The organism is Megasphaera cerevisiae DSM 20462, assembly GCF_001045675.1.
GTDB classification, from domain to species: Bacteria; Bacillota; Negativicutes; order Veillonellales; family Megasphaeraceae; genus Megasphaera; species Megasphaera cerevisiae.
This window is the reverse complement of the sequence record NZ_LEKT01000014.1, coordinates 1-22,685: the sequence shown is the minus strand read 5'-3', so window position 1 is coordinate 22,685 and position 22,685 is coordinate 1. Positions and strand designations below refer to the sequence as shown.

Here is a 22,685-nt window from a genome sequence, read left to right as displayed (position 1 = left end):
TAAATGAGACATTTTGTAGTTACTATAGGCTGTGAATTTGGCAGCGGCGGTCCGGAAATCGGCAAAATGCTGGCAAAATCATTAGGTATTGAATATTATGACCGCGATTTGGTAGATAAGGTTGTTGAAAAGATCGGCATTGATAAACAGCTGGTAGAACAGGCGGATAATAAAAATTTTGTTCCCTTCGGCATTAATACGACGTTGGGAACGCGATATGCTAACTTGTCCAATAAAGTTATTTATACGCAATTTGAAGTCATTCACAAGATGGCTAAGCACTCTTGTGTCATTATTGGCCGGTGCAGTGACTATATTCTCAAGGAAGAAGACGATGTACTGAATATATTTGTATATGCGCCCTCAGATACGCGTATTCAGACGGTAATGGATGAAATGAAGCTGTCCAGACGGCATGCTGCCGAGCTCATCCGTGACTATGACAACATGCTTCACCGTCGCTATAAATATATTACTGGTACCTATCGGGGAGATCGCCATAATCGGCATTTGTTGGTAGACAGCAGCGTTCTGGGATGGGAACGGACAGCAAAATTCATTCAGGCGTTCGTTGAAATGAGATTTGAAGAGTAATATAGGGGGGATAGGGTATGGAAGCAACAAAAAAATCGGAATTTGATAAAGTGCTGAGTGCTTGGGATATTCTGGTCATTGCTTTTGGTGCCATGATCGGCTGGGGATGGGTCGTCTCCACGGGTGATTGGATTCAGAAGGGCGGGGTGGCCGGGGCCATGCTGGGGTTTGTCATTGGCGGCATTATGGTGTTTTTTGTGGGTCTTACATATGCAGAACTGACATCGGCAATGCCGCAGTGCGGCGGCGAACATGTTTTTAGCTTTAAGGCCATGGGACCTATAGGCTCTTTCATTTGCACCTGGGCCATCGTATTGGGCTATGTCAGCGTCGTATGCTTTGAAGCCTGTGCGTTGCCGACGATTATTACCTATTTATATCCTGACTTTTTGCAAGGCTATTTATATTCTGTTGCGGGATTTGATATTTATGCTTCATGGTTGGCTGTAGCCATTATTGTTTCAGTGCTTATTACATATATCAATATTATCGGGGCAAAGACAGCCGCTATTTTACAGACCGTTTTGACGGTGGTTATCGGCGGAGTCGGCATACTTCTTATCGCATCAGCTGCGTTGACCGGAAATTCGGCAAACCTGGATAATCAGATCTTTATGGGAGCATCCACCGGAGATATGCTAAAGAGTACCCTGGCAGTCGCCGTTATGACACCCTTTTACTTTATCGGATTTGACGTTATTCCGCAGGCAGCGGAAGAAATCACGGTTTCGCTGAAAAAGATCGGCCGGATATTGATCTTATCTATTGTATTGGCTGTATTATTCTATGCACTGATTATTGGCGGTGTAGGATATGTCATGAACAATTCTGCCATTGCTCTTTCCATGAAAAGTGCCGGTGGTCTTGTTACGGCAGATGCTATGGCTGTGGCTTTCGGCAGCTCAATGATGGCCAAAGTGCTGATTATCGGAGGGCTCTGCGGTATTATTACAAGCTGGAATTCATTCCTTATTGGCGGCAGTCGGGCAATGTATTCTATGGCGGAATCCTATATGATTCCCCGTATCTTTGCTAAGCTGCATGAAAAATACAAAACACCGATCAATGCGCTTCTTCTTATCGGTTTGTTGTCTGTTATCGCTCCGTTTTTTGGCAGAAAGATGTTGGTATGGGTCGTAGATGCAGGAAACTTCGGCTGCTGCCTGGCATACTGCCTGGTGTCTGTTTCTTTTATTATCTTGCGAACCAAGGAACCAGATATGGCAAGACCGTACAAGGTGCGTCATTATAAGATTGTTGGTATCTGTGCCGTTATTATGTCCGGCTTTATGGTGGCGATGTATATGATTCCCGGCTCCGGGGCAGCACTTGTTCCACAAGAATGGGCTATGGTATTGGGCTGGTCAATTCTTGGCGTCATGTTTGGAGGATTTTGCAAGGCCCAATACGGGGTTAATTTTGCAACGCATATTGATGTGGCACTTGACAGTGCGGCAGACGAAGAACGAGATTTCGTTTTTGGGCAGGCAATGGCAGCGGCACTTCAGGACGTACAGTCCGATGGGCCGGTCACATATGCCGTACGACCCATTAATTTTTCTTTCTGTATGCCTGTCAATATGGTTTTTGGTTCCGGTAAAAGCCGGAAAGCCGGTTCTCTTTTGAAATCTTGCGGTAAGAAGGCTCTTGTTGTCACCGATACGGGTACGCGGAGTATCGGCACGTTTTTGGACGGCATTACGGATAGCTTTATAGCTGTGGGATTATCCTATTCAGTATTTGCTCATGCCGGTGGCAATATAACGAATGTTATGACTGCCGCAGGCGCGGAAAAAGCAAAACAGGAAAGCTGTGATTTTGTAGTAGCCGTTGGTGGCAGTGAAGTCATGGCGTGCGCCAAAAGCATTGCGTACGCTGTTTCCAATGGTACCAGCTGGCCTGATAGGTCAATAGGCAGACAAAAGGAGGCTTTGCCGCTGGCCTTTATCCCTACATCCTATGATATTGATGAAGGGTGCAGTATGGTTTTTGCTGCGTCAGACAGTGAAGGAAATATTAAAGAATTTAAAAGTCAAAGTCTTCTTGCCGGGACAGTCATCGTTGATCCGGATTGCATGAAGCGGATGACTAAAAAAGAAATTGCCACGGTTGGATTTGCTGCGCTGTGCAAAAACATGGATGCCTTTGCATCACAGCCCAATCAGCCTCTGGTCGGAGCAATGGCGCTATATGGCATGTCCTTGCTGGCAGATAATCTTCCGGCAGTATATGAAGGGACAGCGACGCGAAGTGCTTGGGAAGAGGTCGTGCTGGGAAGTATGATTGGCAGTATGACCGGTTATAGTACTGGAAATGTATTGGCTGAAGGGATGAAGAGGGCGGCAGCCTTTATTCACATGGACTATATGACAGTTCTTCCCGCGATTTACCCGATTGTTCTTGAAACGGTGTATCAATCAGATATATTTACCTATGGCAGGCTGTCACGGGCACTGGGAGGATTTACTGCAGAAGACTGCGCCGTCCGTGTGATGATAATAGTGAAAAAACTGCATTTGGATATGCGGCTTGCTGATTTGGAAATCCGTAAAGAAGATCTGACGCGAATGATTGATGCCTATTTAAAATATGCCGCAGATCACAATATCGCGGAATCGTCTGATTATATACAGGTGTCTCAAAGAGTGCTGGAACCGTAATTTTAGACAACTTGGTGGAAATAAAATAATTTAATACAAACAAAGAGAATGAATATCATATACAAATTTAACGTTGGGCGAGATGTCAATATGCATATAAATATATATGCTAAGCTGAATCTGTTGTATGAATTTGGAGGCGCTGCAGGAATACAGATGGCCAATAACCAAAGGGATATGGTTTCTTTGGATCAGAATTATGGAGATACATGGATTGAATATGGTATCAGCACTGATATTCGCTTTAGTGACGGCCGCTGTGTGTATTTTGATATAGCTGAAGGCACCGGCGGCGGGGAATTTGGTCAGCATTGGCAGTGGAATGCTGGTGTGCGCTGGATATTTTAGAGACACTGGTGGCAGGTAAAGGAAGGCTCTGATGACAGGGCTTTCCTTTTTTTGCCTCTTAAAATAAGGGAATATGCACAGCCTGACAGGTCTCTGTTTTGTTTTACATGTCTGCTGCGGTTGCTTTTGATTGCAATCTGTATGTATAGTTTGCTTATGCCAAGTCATATGGATAAAGAAAATCGTTTTTTTTTTGTATGAAAAAAGAGGGATTTCGTAGGCGGTTGTGGAATGATTCATAGGATACTGTGGAATGGCATGATATTATGGTATAATGATACCAAGCAACATCAGTACCAAGGATTTTAAGATGGAGGTAGTCCTATGACACTCAGTTTATTTTGGTCACGATATACATTGGAATTGCAGGAACAGCATATTCGAGATGTAGATGCCTTGTACAGGTATCTAATTGCCCGGGAAAAGTGGAATTGGTTTCTTGCAAAAATACCGGAACAGGAGCAGGTGAAAATATTACGGGGCCATAATCATGGAGATGGTGCATGGTCATGCCGCAAATGGCTTAATCATATGTTGGAATGGATTCGCGAAAACAAGCCGGCGGCAGTATATGATGCGGTCATTGATAAAATTCATATCATGGACATTAAGCCTGTTGAAGAACTGGAAAAGCAGGCGGCCCGCAATATTTCGTCAGAAGAGTTGAAAAATCTTCAAAAGGCAGGATACTTTCGATGTATCCGGGAGGATAAAAAGACTGAATAATGTATTGCGTCAGGAGGTGGACAGATGACTGTACCAAAACGCATTGCACTTTGTTTAATTGGAGTTCTTGTCGTGATTATGGCAGCGGCCGTACCGCCTGCTGCGGCGGCAGATACGGTCCGGGTTATCGTTATTTCCGGAGAAATTGACAGCAGCCAGACTGCGCTGGTACAGCGCGGTCTGGAAGAAGCTGAAAAGAATCAGGATAAAGCTGTTGTTGTATCTATCAGCACATTAGGCGGTCGTGTAGACAGTGCGCTGAAAATAAGAGATATGCTGCAGGCTGCGTCTGTTCCGACGATTGCGTATATCCCATCAAGAGCATGGTCTGCGGGGGCACTGATTGCCCTGTCGTGCCGCCATATTATTATGGCGCCGGGGAGCAGTATAGGAGCGGCTGAACCGATTCCGAATACGGAAAAAAATATTGCAGCCCTAAAATCGGAATTCAGCGCTACTTCGGCCAATATGGGACACAATCCTCGTGTTGCTGAGGCAATGGTGGATAAGACCAACGGATTTCCCGGCTATGCGGAACCAGGACAGATTCTGGCATTATCGGATGTGCAGGCTCGAGCGCTTAATGTTGCCGAAGGCACGGCCGGTTCAGTGGAAGAGGCGCTGCGTCTTTTTAGTCTGGGAGATGCCAGCGTATACTATGAAACAAAAAGCTGGAAAGATATTTTTATTGGAATTCTTCAAAACCCATATGTTCGCATGATTTTTATTGCTTTGATTTTAGCCGCTCTTTTTGCGGAAATTAAAATGGCCGGTATGGGTATTGGCATTGTAACGGCTATTCTGCTGGGGGGGATGCTGGTCTTTTCCGGTGATGAATCATTGGCAAATGATTTAAAAATCATTGCTGCGTTTATTGGCAGTCTGGTTTTCATTGCTCTGGAGCTGGCTTCGCCTGGTGTAGGCGTCTTTGGTGTCGTCGGAGTTATTTTACTTTTCGGCAGCTTGTTTTATATGCTGGGAGCGACTTTTGATGCCGTATATATATTAGCCGGAGGAACCATTATTGCAGTCATTCTTTTCTATTGTATCGGAAGGCGGTTGCCCCAAAGCCGTCTTTTGGCAAAAATAGCCCTGACGACACGCTCAACAGGGGAAAAAGGATATTCGGCTCAACAGGACAAAAGCAAGTATCTGTATCAGCGGGGAAGGACGATTACGATTCTCCGTCCTTCCGGAGCCGTGCGGATCGGCAAAGAACGAATAGATGCCGTTTCTAACGGTTCTTTCATAGACCGTGACGTGGAGGTGCGCGTCGTCAAGGTCGAAGGAACACGGGTTGTTGTTGAGCCGGTTCCGAAACGATTATAACCACACAAAGGAGGGTTTTCTATGTCTATTCTTACGTTTGTTGCTGTGCCGATTATTGTTATCGTCGCAGTCATTATTATCATATCTCTGTTTCTGCACTTTGTGCCTATTGGCCTGTGGATATCGGCAATGGCGGCCGGTGTATCTGTCGGTATAGTCAATCTTATCGGCATGCGGCTGCGCCGTGTCGTGCCGTCTAAGATTATTCTGCCGCTTGTTAAAGCCAACAAGGCCGGCCTGGATGTCAACGTAAATCAACTGGAAGCGCATTATCTGGCAGGCGGGGATGTAGATCGTGTTGTCGATGCTTTAATAGCGGCGCATCGGGCTACTATGTCGCTGACCTTTGAACGGGCCTGCGCTATTGATTTAGCCGGTCGCGATGTGTTAGAAGCAGTGCAGATGAGCGTGAATCCGAAAGTTATTGAAACTCCGTTTATTTCTGCTGTGGCTCAAAATGGGATAGAACTTAAGGTGCGGGCCCGCGTAACTGTTCGGGCTAATATTGATCGTTTGGTTGGCGGGGCTGGCGAAGCGACAGTTATTGCTCGTGTCGGTGAAGGTATTGTTACCAGTGTCGGCTCAGCAGCTGATCATTCTCGCGTACTGGAAAATCCTGATGAAATTTCCAAGACTGTTCTCAGCAAGGGTCTTGATGCCGGTACCGCATTTGAAATTCTGTCCATTGATATTGCCGATGTTGATGTGGGCCGGAATATTGGTGCCCGTCTTCAAACGGATCAGGCTGACGCCGATAAGCAGATTGCGCAGGCCAAGGCGGAAGAACGGCGTGCTATGGCTGTTGCTAAAGAACAGGAAATGCAGGCATATACGCAGGAAATGCAGGCTAAGGTTGTTCAGGCACAGGCCGAAGTGCCGTTGGCAATGGCACAGGCTTTGCGGGAAGGCAAGCTGGGCGTTATGGATTATTACAACATGAAAAACATTATGGCTGATACACAGATGCGGACAGCCGTAGCCCAGGCCGGCGTTCCAAAAAGCAAATCCGCAGCTCCGGCTCCGGCTGCTGAAGATCATTATAAGGGTAATGATATGACGCCCTCTGATACAAATCGTAAGTAGGCAGGTGATTTTATGGATTATATATGGGTTGTCATTTTGCTGATGGCCGTCTTTTCCCTGCCTGATATCTTACGCCGGAAAAGACGCTATCCCACGCGAAAAAAGCCTTTGCCTGGTCCGGGAGAAACGCGGTCGGAACAAAGGCAGGAACCTCGTCATGAAGTGCCTGGGGAAATAAAAAGCAAGCCTGCTCCTGAGAAAAAAACGCCGCAGCCAGTGCAGAGCAAGCCTGTGCCCCAGCCAGCTCCGAAACCGGTCCCGCTGCCCCGTACGACGGTAAGCATGCCGGTTCCTGGAACAGCGGCAATGCGGTCACAGAGCATTCGCGGAGCGGTTTTGCCTGCAGCGGCTTCTGTCCAGGAAAGACCCTGGTGCGGCATAGCTCCGGAGGCGCGGGATATTTATGCCGGCTTGGTGTGGTCGGAACTGCTGCAGCCGCCGCTGGCTCTGCGCAAGCACCGAAATACATATTTTAACGAATAGATGAGGTTTTGTACATGATAAAGGAAAAACGAATACATATCGACGGTATTCCTACCCTGCAAATTAGCTGTGGGGAAATGCCAAAGGGAATCGTCCTGTTTTATCACGGCTGGTCGTCTCAGAAGGAATATCAATCTGTTCGGGGGCATTTATTGGCAGCATATGGGTATGACGTTCTTATTCCTGAAGCCGTCAATCATGGTGAACGAGGGACTGTGAAGTATGATAGTCCAGAAGCATATGCGGCATTTTGGCAGACTATTTTCCAAAATCTGCGGGAAGCGGCCTCCTTTGTGGAATACTCGCGAGAATGGCGGCCTGGTGTACCGCTGGCCGTTATGGGCCATTCAATGGGCGGTTTTACAGCACTTGGCGTCATGACTCATTATACGGAGTTTACCGCTGCTGTTGCCATGAACGGGTCTGGCTGGTGGGATGAATCGGAAAGGCGCTTTCGTGCCGGACTTCATATTGAAAAGCCCCGAAGCTTTAAAACACTTTCAATGCAGCTGCGGTCTATGGATCCGTTTCTATATACGGATAAGCTTGCCGGACGAGCTATTCTATCTCTTCATGGCAGTGCTGATACTGTCGTTGATCCGGCTGCGCAAGCGCTGTATATGGAAAAAATTGTACAGGACCGCCGGATTATGTCAGAATCGATAGCCTATGAAGAACTGGGTCATTTTGTTACGACCAATATGATGGGAGATGCCATTCAGTGGTTGGACCGTGTGATCAGGATATAATGCTTGGCACACTGCAAAATCTATAAATATAGACCGATGCTTTGGAAAAAAGTCGTATTTTCTGTACTGAACAGACGGAGAATACGACTTTTTCTGTCTGTTTTAGACTTCTACAAGCAGAAAAAACTGCCTGTCAGTCTGTCTGACATATAAAAAATACCGTACCGGAGACAGCAAATATTCTGTGCCAGTGCGGGAAAGATTTGTCTAGCAAGCATGTCCTTTCAAGTGTTTTGTGATTTGAAGGACTCCGGTAAGATACAATATTACGGCGATCCATGTAAAACTAAATGTAACAAGCAGCGGCTGCGTCAATGCTTCGCCGTTGAGCAGTCCGATAAGCAATGAAATACTGGGAGCCAGATACATGCAAATGCCTGAAATCGTCACGGGAGAGCCTTTGAGACCGGCCGTAAAAAAGAGAATGGGGACGGCTGTGACGATGCCTGTAGCCGGCAGCAGCAGCCAATGCCAGCCCTGCAAGACGCCGACTGCCCCGGCAGAAGTAAATTCACAGAAGGCGATATAAGCCAGAGCCAAAGGAACCATAGAAAATGACTCGATGAAAACAGAAATCTGGCTGTCCAACGTGATTTTTTTCTTCAACAGACTGTAGGCCGCCCATGATAAACAAATGCACAGCGATAAGTAAGGAACTTGCCCGAACAGGAAAAAAGCAATGCCAAGGCCGGCAGCGGCAAAGAGGATGGAAAGTCGTTGGAACATGCCCAGATGTTCGTGAAATATAATGGCGCCAAATAGGATGACTACAATGGGATTGATGAAATACGCCAAGCTGGCTTGCAGAATGTGGTTGTGCGTCATAGCATAAATAAAGCATCCCCAATTGGTAGTGATCATAATACAGGCCCCAAAAATATACGGCCATTCCTGTCGGTCATGCAGCACGTTTTTAAGTTCCGGCACCAAATGCTTCTGCAGAATGAGACCATAGCAGAAAAGTGCGGACCAAACGATACGCGTAGCCAGAATGTACATGGAAGGAACGTCTTGAAGGAGCATCCAAAAAAGAGGCAGCAGCCCCCACATTACTTGTCCTGTCAGTGTGTAGAGAATGTATATGTTCATCCTTTTTATCCTTTTCAATATATTAGGCGTAATGCCTGATATTGATTATAACAGGAAAAGGCATATTTCTCAATTTGCGGAGAAACTATGATCAAACAGCATATTATATATTTAATTTATTTTTAAGACAAAATACACATATTGTTAAAATTAAAATATAATAATGTTAATAATTGGAATAAATTAAATAAAAATGAGAAAATATATTTACAAAAAAAAGAAAAAGGTGTATAATGTACTCATGATCAAGTTGGAAAACTTATCATAGTGCGGACGCACACAGATTTATCTACATAATCATACATACATAAAATATACCAGCCATTCCCCTGGCTGGTATATTTTATGTCTTTTGTACAGGCATATGAAATTTTATATAAAACGAAATATGGTAATTTATGATATAATATATTATACAGTAAAAAAGGAGTGTGTAATATGGCATTGCCTAATGTATATATTATCGCCTGTGGCGGCACGATTGCCGGTAAAGCTGCTTCAGCAGAAAATTTGACAGGATATAAAGCCGGGGAAGTAACCATAGACGAATTACTTCGATCTGTGCCGCAGATCGAACAATATGCCGGCGTACAGGGGGAACAGTTCTGTAATATTGACAGCTCAAATATGACAGAGCAATTGTGGCTGGCGCTGGCGCAGCGCGTTCAGGAGGTGGCCTCCCGCCCCGATGTAGATGGCATCGTTATTACACATGGTACGGATACGATGGAAGAAACCGCCTATTTTCTGCATTTGACAGTCCACACGGATAAACCGGTCGTCCTCGTCGGTTCCATGCGCCCCTCGACGGCAATCAGCGCGGATGGGCCTTTGAATTTGCTGGAGGCAGTTCGAACGGCTGCTGTTAAAGAGACCGGGCGATACGGCGTTGTCATTGCTATGAATGGTACCCTTTGCAGTGCCCGGTTTGTGGAAAAGACGGATACAACTCATGCTGACACCTTTAAGGGACGGCAGATGGGAAATCTCGGCTTTATTCAGGATGGGCAGCCTTTTTTTTATCAGGCACCACTGCGCCGTCACACCACGTCGTCAGCTCTTTCGTGTGACAAAATACGTGCGCTGCCGCCAGTGGCTGTCGTATATTGTTATATCGGTATGTCTGGCAGCTGTATTGATGATGCTGCATCTCATGGCGTAAGGGGCATTGTATTGGCTGGCTTGGGACATGGCAGGATGCCGGCGGCTATATGGGCGGCAGCGTCTGCGGCTATGAAGCGGGGAATTTATATTGTCCGGGCAAGCCGGACAATGGGTGGTATAGTTAGCCCAGTTCCGGAATACAGTGGCGTTATTTGTGCGGATAGTCTGACCCCGCAAAAGGCTAAAATATTACTCCAGCTGGGGTTGTTGAAAACTGAAAACCATAAGGAACTGCAAGCATTATTTCGCGTGTACTGAGATTGGATATTGCTGGCTTGTTCTCACCGGCTCGGTGTGATAAAATAAAAAAGATATAGAAAAGATATACTTACGTATTGTAATTTGTATACAGATGGGAGAGATTGCATGATGAAAAAATATAAGCATATATTGACCGCAGCGGCATTAACGGCGGTACTGGGGACATCTGCTTTTGCGGCGAACGGAGTGGGACTGCAGGATATTGATGGGTATTGGGGCAAGGCGGCCATTCAATATTTTTATGATAATCACTATGTAAGCGGCACCAACGGTCAATTTCGTCCGAATGAAGACCTGACTCGTGAGGGCGTTGCGGCGATTGTCAATAATATGCTCGGTGAAGATACGCCGGTAGCGGCGACGAATTTTTCTGATGTCAAAGGCCGCTGGTCTGAACGAGCTGTTTCTTCACTGGTTGATAAACAGATTATGAAGGGATACAGCAACGGCACCTTTAAACCGCAGCAGAAGGTTACACGGGAAGAGTTTGCTGTGATCGCATATAATTACATGAATTATAAGGGAATGAGTAGCAGCAAAACAGCTGTTCCCTATGCAGATGAAAATAAAATTTCCCCATGGGCTAAAACGGCGGTAGATACGCTGGCAGCAGGTGGTTATATGACGGGAGCTAACAATGTGTTCAATCCGCAGCAGAATATTACCCGCGGCGAAGCCGTGAATGTTCTGTACCGGTTAGTGAAAAATAATGCGGAAACGACACAGGGGGAAGTTTCACTGGAAACCAAGGCTTTTAAGGATATTAAAGATGTATACGGCTCTGTGAAAAATTTTGCAAAGGACGGGATTATGTATTGGCAGGGCGGGATACTTCATGTAGGTGTCAAAACGGATAAAAATAAGGATAAGCTGGAAGATGCTTTTGCTGCCGACAAGGATATTCCGGCAGAAAGTATTACTGTTCAGCGTTCTACATACAGCTATAATGAATATAAGGATCTCATGGCACAGGCGGAAAAGATATATAAAGCGACGGAACCGACCAATACTGTCATCAAGACAGATGTGGATTATCTGAATGAAAAGGTCGTTCTTACAGTTCCTTCTATTTCCAAGGAAACACAGGCGAATTTGAATAAAGCTCTTGGCAGTGCGCTGCGCATTGTCATTCAATAACGGTCCGGCTGAAGGAGTGCAAATCGATGAAGCATACAAAACTTGCTGCCGTTCTGGCAGCCATGATGATAACAGGAACTGCCGCCGTTTCCGCAGCTGCGCCTTACACGGATTTGGAGACGCTGCCAAGCCGAAATGCCATTGATTATTTATATGATACAAGATGCTTAACGTTTGCGGCTGGCAATCAGTTTTTTCCACAACAGGCTTTGACGAGAGGTGAATTGGCTCAGCTCATTTATAATATAGCAGCTAATATCCCTATCAGCAATCCATCTTTTAAGGATGTGACAGCGGGAAAGGCCGGTGACGCCATTGCGGCCGTTGCGGCGCAGGGAATACTGCAAGGATATGAAGATGGTTCGTTCCGGCCTGATGAACCTGTAACGCGGGAAGAATTTGCCACGGTTCTCTATCGGTATCTGCAATATAATCACTTGGCAGACAAGGATGAAAACGTGCAGCCGTATGTAGACGAAAATCATATTTCACCATCGGCACTGGAGGCCGTGCAGATACTGCATAGCAAACATATCATGGTGCCAGCTGACAACATGTTTCGCCCAAAGGAATACATGACACGAGCCGTTGCTGCTGAAGTCATATATCGGCTTATGCGTTCTGATACGCAGTATATCTCACATGTGCAGGTAGAAATGCAGGTCATGAAGGCACTCACGGCCGAATATGGATCCACGCTGGCCTTTTTTCGACAAGGGACGATGTATTGGAATGATGATACCTTGGTTTTGGGTATCACAGAAGGATCGACAAAGCATTTGGCAGAGCGGCTGAAAAATGATGTGACCCGATCGGATGCTGTCATTATACGGCGCGTTCATTTGAGTCGTAATGATTATACGCAGCTTATGAATCGGGCCGTAAATTGTGTTGTTGAGGGCGAAGGAGTCCAGAATTACGTGGGGTCTGTCCCGGATTATTTCCATGAGCAGATCGTATTGACGATGCGGCGACCTGTCAGTGAAGCGACCTTACAGGAACTGATGAAGCGTGTCGGGGAAGGTCTTGTACGTATTGAAACCGTAGCCGAACCTGGTAAGAAAGCCATTGTGCAGCAGGTTGGTAAAACAACTGCTGAAAAGACGGGATCAGCTGATGGAGATAATACCTATTTACCCCTTGTGGATCAGTCGACCTCTAAAGCGATCAATACGGTTGCAGATGATAATTTAAAATAAAAATTCTGTATATACAAATACCCTGTCCGGGGTGGGACAGGGTATTTCTTTTAACTATTGACGGATGGCAGAAAGAGTTTTGTCAGTTCGTCGGGGGATTGGATCAGGTAATCAGGATGCAATGTTTCTAAAAAAGGCTTGTTTCGAAATCCCCATGTGACTAGAACTGAGTCGAGAAATGCGTTGTCGGCTGTCTTTTTGTCTACTTCTGAATCACCGATATAAATGGCGTCTTCCTTGGCGCAGCCGAGACGTTTTAAGGCTTCCCATACCATATCGGGAGCCGGTTTTTTGTTGTATAATGGTGATTCTCCCATGGAAAAGGCGACCAGATTCTTGAAAAAAGCATCGTGGAGTTCAGTGACGGCGGCCTGCCCTTTATTGGAAACAATCGCCATTTTATAGCCGCCCTTCTGCAGACTGCTAAGAGCGGCACAGATGCCGGTATACGGATGAGTATTTCCCTGGCAGTGGGTACTGTAATATGTTTGGAATTCCCGGAGCAAATTGTCTTTTAGCTCTGGGGATGCTTCCGGGCCGGCAGCCCGTTCGATCAGGCCGGAATATCCATAGCCCAGGCATGGGCGGACTTGTGTTTCTGTTTTTTCAGACAGATTATACCGGTGAAAAACGTGATTCAAACTATTTGTCAGTTCGTCCAGCGTATTAAGGACGGTGCCATCCATATCAAAGATGATTGCTTTATAATTTTTCATATATATGCGACTGTAATGAGCCTTGCCTCCCTTTTATTTGTATACCGCTTATTATAACGGCAGAAGCAGAATTTGTCTAATGCGGACATCTTCCTGTAAGGATGATTTGGCGGGATAGCGGACTGGCAAGAGCTTCGCAACTATGTTACAATAAGAAAAACTTTAGAATGCAGGATAGAGGAGAGAATGATATGACCAATTTTTTGCCGTATGCTATCGTAGCCGGTATTGTAATTGTCTTTTTTGTGGTGTGTTATATTATGTTTTCCGGTGGCAGTACGGAAGATACCAAGGATAAAAAGCACGGCGGCACAAGTGAACAACCGGTGCGGGCGGAAAAACGAGCTTCACGGCCACTGCCGGAGATACGTCGTACCGGAGTCCGGCAGCGCGCTGCGAAGGGAGATGATACCGCTCCTCTTCCTCATATCACGACCGTCAATGTGAGAGAACGAAAAGAAGATCCGAGTGAAACCGCATTTGTAACGACAAAGGGGGAAGCGGTGCGCCGCAGCGATGGGGAAATCGTATATGCAGAGGCGGCTACGCATGCACATAAAAAACTTCGGGAAGAAAATTTAGAAGCGACGCGGGTATTATCACGTGAAGAAATTCTGGCTGCAATGGATAAGGTGGATAAAGAAGAAGCGGCAGCTTACAGAGCTAAGGCAGCAGAAGAAAAAAGAGAACGGGAACAGCAAAGAGCCACTATACGGCATGCGGAAGAAATACATATTGCCCGGGATCAGCAGGTCCTGCGAAACGAACGGAAGCAGCAGCGGCTGCAGCGGGAAGAAGAACGTCTCCGGCAGAACGCTGCCAATTCTGTCGATCATGGGGAAGCACAGACGGAGCCCCTGGCTGACATGGCTGCGGTTATTTCAGCGGATTTGGCAGCTAAGCAGCATGCAGAGCAAGCTGCCTCTGCCGGCAAAGGAGTCAGCGTTGTCAAACAGGTAATGGAAGAAACGAAGAGAACGGCTGTCCGGGACGCTTCTTCTGCACAAGCGGAATCGGAAAATCCTGCGGCTTGTTCTGTTTCCGATGAAACGCAGATGCTGCGCCCGTCAGATCTGGCCAGTCATATCAATAAAAAAAGTACGTCCAGTGCGGCCGGAGCCGTAACAGACCAGACGCTGCGCATGGATGTGCTGCATGCGGGTGCCGCGGCGGCAGTATCGGACGATACGGCAGCAGGACTGCCGGCACGGAAAAAACATACGGCACGGCAGCATGCAGCGGCAGAGCAGTCACATCAAAGCCCTTGGGGCAGCGATGCATCTGGTATAACGGCAAAGCCCGGTCCGCTTGCCGGTACCGGCAAGCGAAATTCTATCTGGAATGCGGACGAAGTGGAAGAATCACCGGTTGTCAAGCAATGTGCTTCTCATTTCCTTAATCAATTCGGATTGGTAACGCCGGAACTACAGCATCAGATACGGTACATTACGGCAGCGGCCTTTCATTGCATTGGCTGTGATTCAGATAGTGACAGGAAACAGGCAGTGACTCCGGTACTTGTGCAGGAAGCACTCCAAAATGTTCAGAAAGCCTATGCAGCTCATCCGGATACGCATGTAGAGGCATTGGCTTTGCAGGCATTTTATGATATTGTTCATTGCCCCGCTGTATCTACACGGCATTTGGTAGCTGTAGATGCCTTGAAAGTTATGCCGTATCTATCACGGGAGCATTATAAAATTCTGGCAGTATTGCTGCTGTTTTTATATTCCCGCAATGCGCACAATGTAGATAAAGAAACGTTTTGTCAGTATATTGATACCTACGTTCTTCCTTTTGTCGATGGATTTCCGACAGAACGGCCTTACTACCAACAGCTGGATTATTTGCACTGTACGGCCTTTGAAGGAAAAGAAACCCATTTCGCAGAGATTCTTGCTGACTCGTATCCGTTGCTGTTCCGTTATCGCGGTATCACAGAGGAAGAATTGCGCAAGGCGCTGAAGGGGAAGCGGATTCCCAATGAATTTATCGTTCAGTCCTTCAATTCACCACTGATCAAGCTGGCTATGGTAGATGAAAGTATGGCAGCGCGATTTTTCCGTCTGACAGGCATTGCGGACCGCAATATGCAGGATCACATTTTGCGTTTGGCGAAAAAGCGGCCTGCCAGTTTCAGCGGCGAGGAAGCACTGGATATTATGGAAGATATTTCTCCTATTCTGGCTGATTTAGGAGATATATGGGACAGTTCCATGCTGCGCGTTTCCACCTTATCCCTGCTGGGTCTCTACCTGGCGCAGGGATTCGTGAAGGAAACGATTGGTGAGGAATTTGATTTGTCCCGCTGGTTTGAATAAAGGAGGGATTGGATGAAAAAAATTCGTAAGGCCGTAATACCTGCTGCCGGTTTTGGTACGCGGTTTCTACCGGCGACAAAAGCTACGCCAAAGGAAATGCTTCCCATTGTCGACAAGCCGACGATTCAGTATATTGTAGAAGAAGCGCTGCAAAGCGGTATCGAGGAAATTCTTATTATCAGCGGCCATGCAAAACGGGCCATTGAAGATCATTTTGATACAAATCCCGGACTGGAGATTCATTTGGAAGCCCATCATAATGATGAGCTTTTGAAAATGGTGCGGAGTATTTCGGAAATCAACATCCATTATATTCGTCAAAAACATATGCGAGGGTTAGGAGATGCAATTTTATGCGCGCAGTCATTTATTGATGACGAACCTTTCGCTGTTCTCCTCGGTGATGATGTAGTCTATAATGAAACGGAACCGGCACTGAGCCAGATGATTGATATTTATAATAACGTAAATGCCACGGTGCTGGGCTGCCAGGAAGTTCCGTTGGAAAAGGTATCGGCATACGGGATTGTCAAGGGAGTTCCGGCAGAGAGAGAGAATGTTCTGCGCGTGACGAGCATGATAGAAAAGCCAGGCATTAAAGAAGCTCCCAGCCGTATCGCTGTGCTGGGCCGTTATATTATTACGCCGGATGTATTTGAAATATTGAAACGGACAGAGCCTGGAAAGGGCGGAGAAATCCAGCTGACAGATGCATTGCAGACGATGGCGGCCCGCGAAGCTGTCTATGCCTACTGCTTTAAAGGTAAACGATACGATGTCGGCGACAAGCTGGGATTTTTGAAGGCCACAGTAGAATATGCTCTGCGCCGTCCTGATTTAGGAGCTCCCTTCCGAGAATATTTGAAAGAGGTATTAACAGCAGACGGCCGGAAAATATGATAGATATATATCAATTACGCAGATAAATGCTATGTAAATGTGCCCGTTTATTGTAAAAAAATGTAAATTATAAACGTAAAATGGCATTGACAATAGGACGTTATTTGCGTATAATATATCTGTGTAAATGAGTATCAGTATTAGTTTTTAAAGAAGAGGTGCCTTATGTTTCAGAATAGTGATTTTTGGATAGGCTTAGGTATTGGTGTTGTCGCAGGTGTTTTTGGTTATAAATTATTGTCTGAAAGAGAACAGCAGCTTCTCGCATTGCAGCAGCCGGCAGCCGGATCTGTTTCCGCTAATGTGCCTTTAGCTGAATTGCAGCGTCAAAAAGAAGAATTGGAAGATATGATCGCAGCTCAGGAAGCAGCACAGGAAAAATAGTACATGCATCAATCAAAGACTGTTGCCGTTTTGGTGACGGTCTTTTTTACACAGTAGCTGATAGATTATACATAGAAAGGGCTGCTTGCCATCGTGCTATCAATATCCAAATGGGATTTTATTATCCGAACCGTACAAATTTCATCTTATATACCGGGCCGTATCCGTCTGCACAGTAAGAAACTTATCGGTAATGCGGAATTGGGGCGCAAGGTATATGCGTATGTAGCCAGTTATACGGAAATTGACGCGGTCGATGTAAATATTGCTACCGGGTCTGTTTTAATCAAATACCGGCCGCAGCTGCTGCGGTCTAACGGAGAACTGGCAAGAGTTGAACAATATATTATGAACCACGCAGAGAGGAGAGGGTAATTGTGTCTTATGTTTCTGGATTTATGCTGGGAGCGTCTATTGGGAAGGCCATACACGGTATGTTCTGTAAAAAAGCAGCCGCGGCTGGGCCGCGTCCGACTGAGGTAAAGCAGCCGCAGCCGGTACCGCCTGTGACACCAGCCTTTACCTGTGTATCCGCTTTAAAAGGCCGTCGGCGTTTCAGAGCTGCCGGGCTTGTGCAAAATCATCAATTAGCGGCGCTGCTGGAACAAAAAATCAGCAGGCTGGCATCTATAGAATCTTTTCAGGTGAATGTATTGACGGGCAGTATCCTGATATGCTCCTCCAATGAGCAAGTATTGGATGCATTTGAAGCTTTTTTTCGTACCCGTTTATTCCCCGGTGCCGGACAACTGATTCTGCGGGATCTTCATGAAGCACAGGCATCAGAAGAAAAAGCAAAAACAGTATATACAAACACCTTATATGATATTGCGGATATGTTCAGTAATTTCATTTCAAAGAAAACTCGCCACGTGCTTGATTTGAGATCCCTCGTGTCACTCCTTTTTATCATACGAGGCTTGCGTAAAATGGTTATGATGGGTCAGCGTCCCACCGGACCGCAGATGCTGTGGTGGGCTGCATCGTTGATGAGGGGACTGAGATAATATGTATACATGTTATACCTTACAGCTGCACAGCGTGCTGCCTGTGCGGATGAGGCCGCTGCTAAGCGTCAAGCTCCGTCAGTTGAAGGGCATTGCGGCGGCATCGACAGATGAAAAGAAAATCACCTTATATTATACAGGAAAAGCGGATCTGCAGTTTATCCGCATGTTTGTCCGATCGTTTGAAGCTAAATACGGTAAAAAAAAGGAAGAAAAGAAAGAATTGGATGTAGCGGCTTATCGCCGTGAAGCGATTCTTTCCGTAGGCGGCTTTATAGTCATGAATATTCTGAAGAAGACAAATCCTGAATTTTATGGCAGTATTCTTCTGTTCCGCCGTGTATTTACCCTGTATATTGCGCGTCGCTTTATCCAAAATGGCGTCATGGGCCTTATAAAAGATCATCAAGCCAATGCGGACACTCTGACGGCGACTGCTGTTGCGGCATCCGTTTTGGCAGGAAAACCAGAATCAAGTCTGACCCTGCTGGCATTATCCAACGGCGCGGAAATGCTGACGGAATATGCGGCCGAACGGGCCCGCAGCCAGATATCAGGACTGCTCCGGCTGGATCAGCGAGATGTTTGGATCATCGAAAACGGCCGTGAACGGAAGGTACCTGTGGAATCGCTCAAAGTAGGCGATCATATTGCCGTGCATCTGGGAGAAAAGATATGTGTCGATGGACGCGTTGTCGGCGGTAATGCGGCGGTCAACCAGGCCTCCATTACCGGCGAATCCAATCCGGCTATTAAGCAGAAAGGCTCCTTTGTCTATGCCGGCAGCGTTATTGAGGCCGGTGATCTGATCATCGTCGTTGAAAAAGTCGGTAATGATACCTCCTTGGCACAGATCATTCATTTGGTGGAAGAAGCCCAGACACGGCGAGCGTCGGTTCAGAACTTTGCCGATAAAATGGCCAATATGCTGGTGCCGATTTCCTTTATTGGCGCAGCTATCGTGTATGGAGCGACCAAGGATTGGCAGCGCGTGCTGAATCTGTTATTTATCGATTTTTCCTGTGGTTTGAAGCTATCTACGGCTACGGCTATTTCGGCGGCTATCGGTATGGCAGCCCGTAAAGGGATACTGATCAAAGGCGGCAACTATATCGAAAACCTTGCCGATATCGATACGGTCGTGCTTGATAAGACCGGAACGATTACGATGGGAGTTCCACAGATATCCCATATCGAAACGGCAAATAACGTAGAAGAAAAAGAAATGATTCTTCTGGCGGCATCGGCAGAAATGCATTCTGTCCATCCGCTGGCAGTAGCGGTACAAAAATATGTCAAGGCGAATCAATGGAGCGTGCCGCCTCATGATACGTCGACGACCATTGTGGCCAGGGGAATGAAGGCGTCTGTCCCCGATTTCGAAGCATACCGGGGTGGCGACATTCTTGTCGGCAGCCGCCGCTTTATGTCCGAAGAAGGGGTCCGGGGCGTTCCAGATGTGAGCAATAAGACCTGGGGTAAAAACCTGCTGTATGTCGCGCGGGACAATCAATATCTGGGAATCCTGTCGATCGAGGATCCTGTCCGTCCGGCGATGAAGAAAACCTTGAATCAGATGCGGCGTATCGGCATTGATGAAGTTGTCATGCTTACCGGCGATTCCAAGGATGTAGCAGCCGATGTGGCGCGCACCATGGACATCGATTCGTATCATGCGGAAATCCTGCCGGAAGATAAGGCCAACTATGTCATGAAGCTTCAGAAACGGGGCAACGTCATGATGGTTGGCGACGGCATCAACGACGCTCCGGCCTTGGCCTTTGCTGATATCGGCGTTAGCTTGGGCGGCAACAAGACCGACATTGCTGCGGAATCGGCAGCGATCACGATTCGTTCGGAAGATCCCGGGAAATTATATGATGCTCTGCAGATTGGCCGTCAGACCATGAAGGTTATCGACCAGAATTTCACGGCGACGATTGTTGTAAATTCGGCGGCGATGCTGCTGGGAGCACTGGGACGGATCAGTCCGCTTTGGGCGGCGGTTATTCATAATACGGCGACATTGGCTGTTGTACTCAACAGTGTCCGTATTCTGGGGCCCAAACGCCCGACCGTACGATAAGGCCGGGCTCGACGAAAAACAAGGAGTTTTCTGTCTGATGTATTCCATGAAAGGCTGTATCGTTTCATGGATAGGATCGGGCAGGAGACGGCCTTGCTTTTTTTATTGCAAAGAACCGGCATTGCTGTTTTGGGGTTATAAGATATGGGAAATTTATGCTATACTGTTTATTTGTCATTAGAAGTAGCGTTTGAATATTTCTGACACCATTATTCTCGTTGCCCATGGAAGATAGAAGACTGCATTTTCTATTAGACAAAAGCGATTATTTAGAGTACACTTTTTTGTATCCCGCACAGAAGAAGCGGATATAACAGGAAAAGAAGTGATATAGTTGGAAATATGGAAACGGAACTTGTACATCTGCTGGATCGGGACGTTCCTGACCTCGGCAGCGTTGAGTCAGGTCGCACCAATTCTGCCGCTGTACATTCATGAACTGGGGATATCGGATATGGGGAGTGTTGCTATGTGGTCCGGGTTTGCCTATGGATCGACAACGCTTGTCATGACCTTTGTGTCGCCAGCCTGGGGCAAATTGGCTGATGAGTACGGTCGCAAGCCTATGCTGCTGCGTGCCAGCCTGGGTATGGCTGTTATTTTAGCTCTTACGGCATTTGTATCCTCCATAGGACAGCTGGTTGTGCTGCGACTTTTGATGGGTATCATTTCCGGCTATAACTCAGGTGCGATCACCCTTATTGCGACGGAGACCCCGCGGGAAAAATCAGGCTGGGCTTTGGGAACCTTGTCGACCGGCGCTGTCTGCGGACAGCTGTTGGGACCGCTGTCCGGCGGATATTTGGCAGAAGCCGTCGGCGTGCGGGAAAACTTTATGGTTATGGGGATTTTGCTGCTCCTCAATTTTTTTCTGTCTCTGCGGTTTATTCGGGAGGAGTTTGTCCGCCCGGAACGTAAAAATGTCAAAAACCTGCGGGAAATCTGGCACAGTCTGCCGGATCCTCATATGCTGCTGTGGATGTTTGTAACAACCTATCTTGTCATGACGACACTGTTTTTCGTGCAGCCCATGCTGACTATTTATATTCAGGCATTAGATCCGCAGACAGATCATCTGGCGCTGCTGGCTGGATTTGCCTTTGCTGCCTCCGGTATTTCTGCGGTGCTGGCAGCACCGTATTTGGGCCGGCTAGCCGATCGGGTCGGCGCTCAGAAAGTTTTATGCATTTCTTTGACCTTTGCCGCGGCCGTATCTATTCCATAGGCTATGGTACATCATGTATGGCAGCTTATTCTGCTGCGTTTTTTTATGGGACTGTCTACCGGTGCGATGCTGCCCTCTGTAAATACGCTGCTGCGGCAAAATATTCCTGCAGAAATTGCCGGGCGTGTTTTCAGTCTGAATCAATCCGCGCAGTTTTTAGGAATTTTCAGTGGTGCCTTGCTGGGCGGGCAAGTTGCGGCGCATTTTGGGATACGAAGTGTTTTCTTTGTTGTTACCTTTATTTTGGGTGGGAATGCCCTGTGTGTATACCGAAATTTATATCGGAGATTGGACCGGCCTGGAGCAAATATGTAATGTGCCCAAAACCATACTATAAAGGTATTGATTGAGTTGACAGACCGTGCTATAATAAAAACAGGAATAAAGCGATCTGTTTACGACCGCCTTGTTTGAGGGAAGGAAGGGATTCAGATGAAAACAGAAGAAGGAACGATCTTGTCGGTCGACGACAATGGCTGTGTGGAAATAAAAGTAGGCCGTCATTCTGACTGCATCGCTTGCGGGGCATGTCCGGGAGCGGAAAGCATCGTTGTGACCGCACTCAATCCGGTAGGTGCCCAGGTCGGGCAGCATGTTAAATTCGAAGTACGGGAAGTCAACGTTGTTATTGGGGCTTTCGTGTGTTTTGTCATGCCGTTGCTTATTGCGGCTGCCGGAGCTTTTGCCGGACACTGGGTGGGTCTGAGTAATGGGTTTGATGCTGTACAGGCCGCTATTGTAGGCGGTATTATTGGATTTGTGATTGGCGCCGTCGGGGTCAAGCTCTTTGATCGGTCTTTGACAAATGATGTTGCCGCAAAACCCAAAATTACGGAAATTGTTGCATAACGAAAAAAGTGTATCAGAGAGAGTCGAATAGCAGCCTGACGGGAAAATACAGTGTATGATCCTGTCAGGCTTTTTGTGTGCACAAAGAAAAGCTGGCTCCTTTATATGGTATGCTTGCTTAAAAAAAATAGAAATATGTTATCTTCTCAAAACAGACGAAAGACAGCATAAATGGTATATTCTCTCTATATTGTTTTGAAAAAATGTCCGAATGGAGTAGGAGGAATTTCTTCCATTTGATATAATGGCAAACAGAAAATGATTACTGGTATCGTAACAGATATCATGTGGAAATGGAGAATCCTTATGAAGCATAACATATCAAGAATGCAGCGTACCGCCTGGTATGTCGGACTGTCCTGTGCTGTCCTGCTG

General features: G+C 46.8%; 22 protein-coding genes. 20 read left to right on the top strand and 2 right to left on the bottom strand.

Features of this window, described 5'->3' with window-relative positions; genetic code table 11:
* Nucleotides 1–3 precede the first annotated feature (3 nt).
* From AB840_RS05860 to AB840_RS05825, 8 genes are all read left to right on the top strand, one after another.
* Nucleotides 4–594 (top strand): cytidylate kinase-like family protein, encoded by a 591-nt coding sequence (locus AB840_RS05860; RefSeq protein WP_048513903.1) that lies wholly within the window; start codon nt 4–6, stop codon nt 592–594.
* Nucleotides 595–611: 17 nt separating this feature from the next.
* Nucleotides 612–3,254, top strand: a complete 2,643-nt coding sequence (locus tag AB840_RS05855) for an amino acid permease (RefSeq protein ID WP_048513902.1) — start codon at nt 612–614, stop codon at nt 3,252–3,254.
* Nucleotides 3,255–3,344: 90 nt separating this feature from the next.
* Nucleotides 3,345–3,602, top strand: a complete 258-nt coding sequence (locus AB840_RS05850; protein WP_159445805.1) for an autotransporter outer membrane beta-barrel domain-containing protein — start codon at nt 3,345–3,347, stop codon at nt 3,600–3,602.
* A 324-nt stretch (nt 3,603–3,926) separates the two neighbouring features.
* Complete coding sequence (locus AB840_RS05845; protein WP_048513900.1) at nt 3,927–4,328, top strand: hypothetical protein; 402 nt, start codon at nt 3,927–3,929, stop codon at nt 4,326–4,328.
* A 24-nt stretch (nt 4,329–4,352) separates the two neighbouring features.
* On the top strand, nt 4,353–5,657 hold the full coding sequence (locus AB840_RS05840) for an NfeD family protein (RefSeq protein WP_048513899.1): 1,305 nt from the start codon (nt 4,353–4,355) through the stop codon (nt 5,655–5,657).
* 21 nt (nt 5,658–5,678) lie between these two features.
* The gene (gene floA / locus AB840_RS05835; RefSeq protein WP_048513898.1) at nt 5,679–6,740 is read left to right on the top strand and encodes a flotillin-like protein FloA; all 1,062 of its coding nucleotides are present in this window, start codon (nt 5,679–5,681) and stop codon (nt 6,738–6,740) included.
* A 12-nt stretch (nt 6,741–6,752) separates the two neighbouring features.
* Nucleotides 6,753–7,223, top strand: a complete 471-nt coding sequence (locus AB840_RS05830) for a hypothetical protein (protein WP_048513897.1) — start codon at nt 6,753–6,755, stop codon at nt 7,221–7,223.
* A 14-nt stretch (nt 7,224–7,237) separates the two neighbouring features.
* Nucleotides 7,238–7,972 (top strand): alpha/beta fold hydrolase, encoded by a 735-nt coding sequence (locus tag AB840_RS05825; protein ID WP_048513896.1) that lies wholly within the window; start codon nt 7,238–7,240, stop codon nt 7,970–7,972.
* A gap of 207 nt (nt 7,973–8,179) precedes the next feature.
* On the opposite strand, the gene rarD is transcribed toward AB840_RS05825, so the two are convergent.
* Entirely contained in the window at nt 8,180–9,061 is an 882-nt protein-coding gene (gene rarD, locus AB840_RS05820; protein WP_048513895.1) for an EamA family transporter RarD, read from the bottom strand.
* 438 nt (nt 9,062–9,499) lie between these two features.
* Between rarD and AB840_RS05815 the strand changes: the two genes are divergently transcribed.
* The 3 genes from AB840_RS05815 to AB840_RS05805 all read left to right on the top strand — a co-directional run bounded on the left by AB840_RS05815 (nt 9,500) and on the right by AB840_RS05805 (nt 12,822).
* The gene (locus AB840_RS05815; RefSeq protein ID WP_048513894.1) at nt 9,500–10,483 is read left to right on the top strand and encodes an asparaginase; all 984 of its coding nucleotides are present in this window, start codon (nt 9,500–9,502) and stop codon (nt 10,481–10,483) included.
* Between the two features lie 108 nt (nt 10,484–10,591).
* The gene (locus AB840_RS05810) at nt 10,592–11,623 is read left to right on the top strand and encodes an S-layer homology domain-containing protein (protein WP_234984881.1); all 1,032 of its coding nucleotides are present in this window, start codon (nt 10,592–10,594) and stop codon (nt 11,621–11,623) included.
* Nucleotides 11,624–11,649: 26 nt separating this feature from the next.
* Nucleotides 11,650–12,822, top strand: coding sequence for an S-layer homology domain-containing protein (locus tag AB840_RS05805; RefSeq protein WP_048513893.1), 1,173 nt, complete (start codon nt 11,650–11,652; stop codon nt 12,820–12,822).
* A gap of 50 nt (nt 12,823–12,872) precedes the next feature.
* On the opposite strand, the gene AB840_RS05800 is transcribed toward AB840_RS05805, so the two are convergent.
* The gene (locus tag AB840_RS05800) at nt 12,873–13,538 is read right to left on the bottom strand and encodes an HAD family hydrolase (RefSeq protein WP_048513892.1); all 666 of its coding nucleotides are present in this window, start codon (nt 13,536–13,538) and stop codon (nt 12,873–12,875) included.
* Nucleotides 13,539–13,729: 191 nt separating this feature from the next.
* On the opposite strand from AB840_RS05800, the gene AB840_RS05795 reads away from it, so the two are divergent.
* From AB840_RS05795 to AB840_RS05755, 9 genes are all read left to right on the top strand, one after another.
* Nucleotides 13,730–15,859 carry an LPO_1073/Vpar_1526 family protein gene (locus AB840_RS05795; protein ID WP_048513891.1) on the top strand — a complete coding sequence of 710 codons (2,130 nt, stop codon included), beginning with the start codon at nt 13,730–13,732 and terminating at the stop codon, nt 15,857–15,859.
* Between the two features lie 12 nt (nt 15,860–15,871).
* Entirely contained in the window at nt 15,872–16,759 is an 888-nt protein-coding gene (gene galU, locus AB840_RS05790; protein ID WP_048513890.1) for a UTP--glucose-1-phosphate uridylyltransferase GalU, read from the top strand.
* Nucleotides 16,760–16,924: 165 nt separating this feature from the next.
* Nucleotides 16,925–17,143, top strand: a complete 219-nt coding sequence (locus tag AB840_RS05785) for a hypothetical protein (RefSeq protein WP_048513889.1) — start codon at nt 16,925–16,927, stop codon at nt 17,141–17,143.
* Nucleotides 17,144–17,236: 93 nt separating this feature from the next.
* Nucleotides 17,237–17,518 carry an HMA2 domain-containing protein gene (locus AB840_RS05780; RefSeq protein WP_234984882.1) on the top strand — a complete coding sequence of 94 codons (282 nt, stop codon included), beginning with the start codon at nt 17,237–17,239 and terminating at the stop codon, nt 17,516–17,518.
* Between the two features lie 2 nt (nt 17,519–17,520).
* Nucleotides 17,521–18,150 carry an HMA2 domain-containing protein gene (locus AB840_RS05775; protein ID WP_048513887.1) on the top strand — a complete coding sequence of 210 codons (630 nt, stop codon included), beginning with the start codon at nt 17,521–17,523 and terminating at the stop codon, nt 18,148–18,150.
* Between the two features lies 1 nt (nt 18,151).
* Nucleotides 18,152–20,236 (top strand): heavy metal translocating P-type ATPase, encoded by a 2,085-nt coding sequence (locus tag AB840_RS05770; protein WP_048513886.1) that lies wholly within the window; start codon nt 18,152–18,154, stop codon nt 20,234–20,236.
* Nucleotides 20,237–20,570: 334 nt separating this feature from the next.
* On the top strand, nt 20,571–21,461 hold the full coding sequence (locus AB840_RS05765; protein WP_048513885.1) for an MFS transporter: 891 nt from the start codon (nt 20,571–20,573) through the stop codon (nt 21,459–21,461).
* Nucleotides 21,462–21,464: 3 nt separating this feature from the next.
* Nucleotides 21,465–21,776: an MFS transporter gene (locus tag AB840_RS16435; RefSeq protein WP_048513884.1), complete on the top strand. Its 312-nt coding sequence runs from the start codon at nt 21,465–21,467 to the stop codon at nt 21,774–21,776.
* 117 nt (nt 21,777–21,893) lie between these two features.
* The gene (locus tag AB840_RS05755) at nt 21,894–22,310 is read left to right on the top strand and encodes a SoxR reducing system RseC family protein (protein ID WP_048513883.1); all 417 of its coding nucleotides are present in this window, start codon (nt 21,894–21,896) and stop codon (nt 22,308–22,310) included.
* Nucleotides 22,311–22,685: the final 375 nt, after the last annotated feature.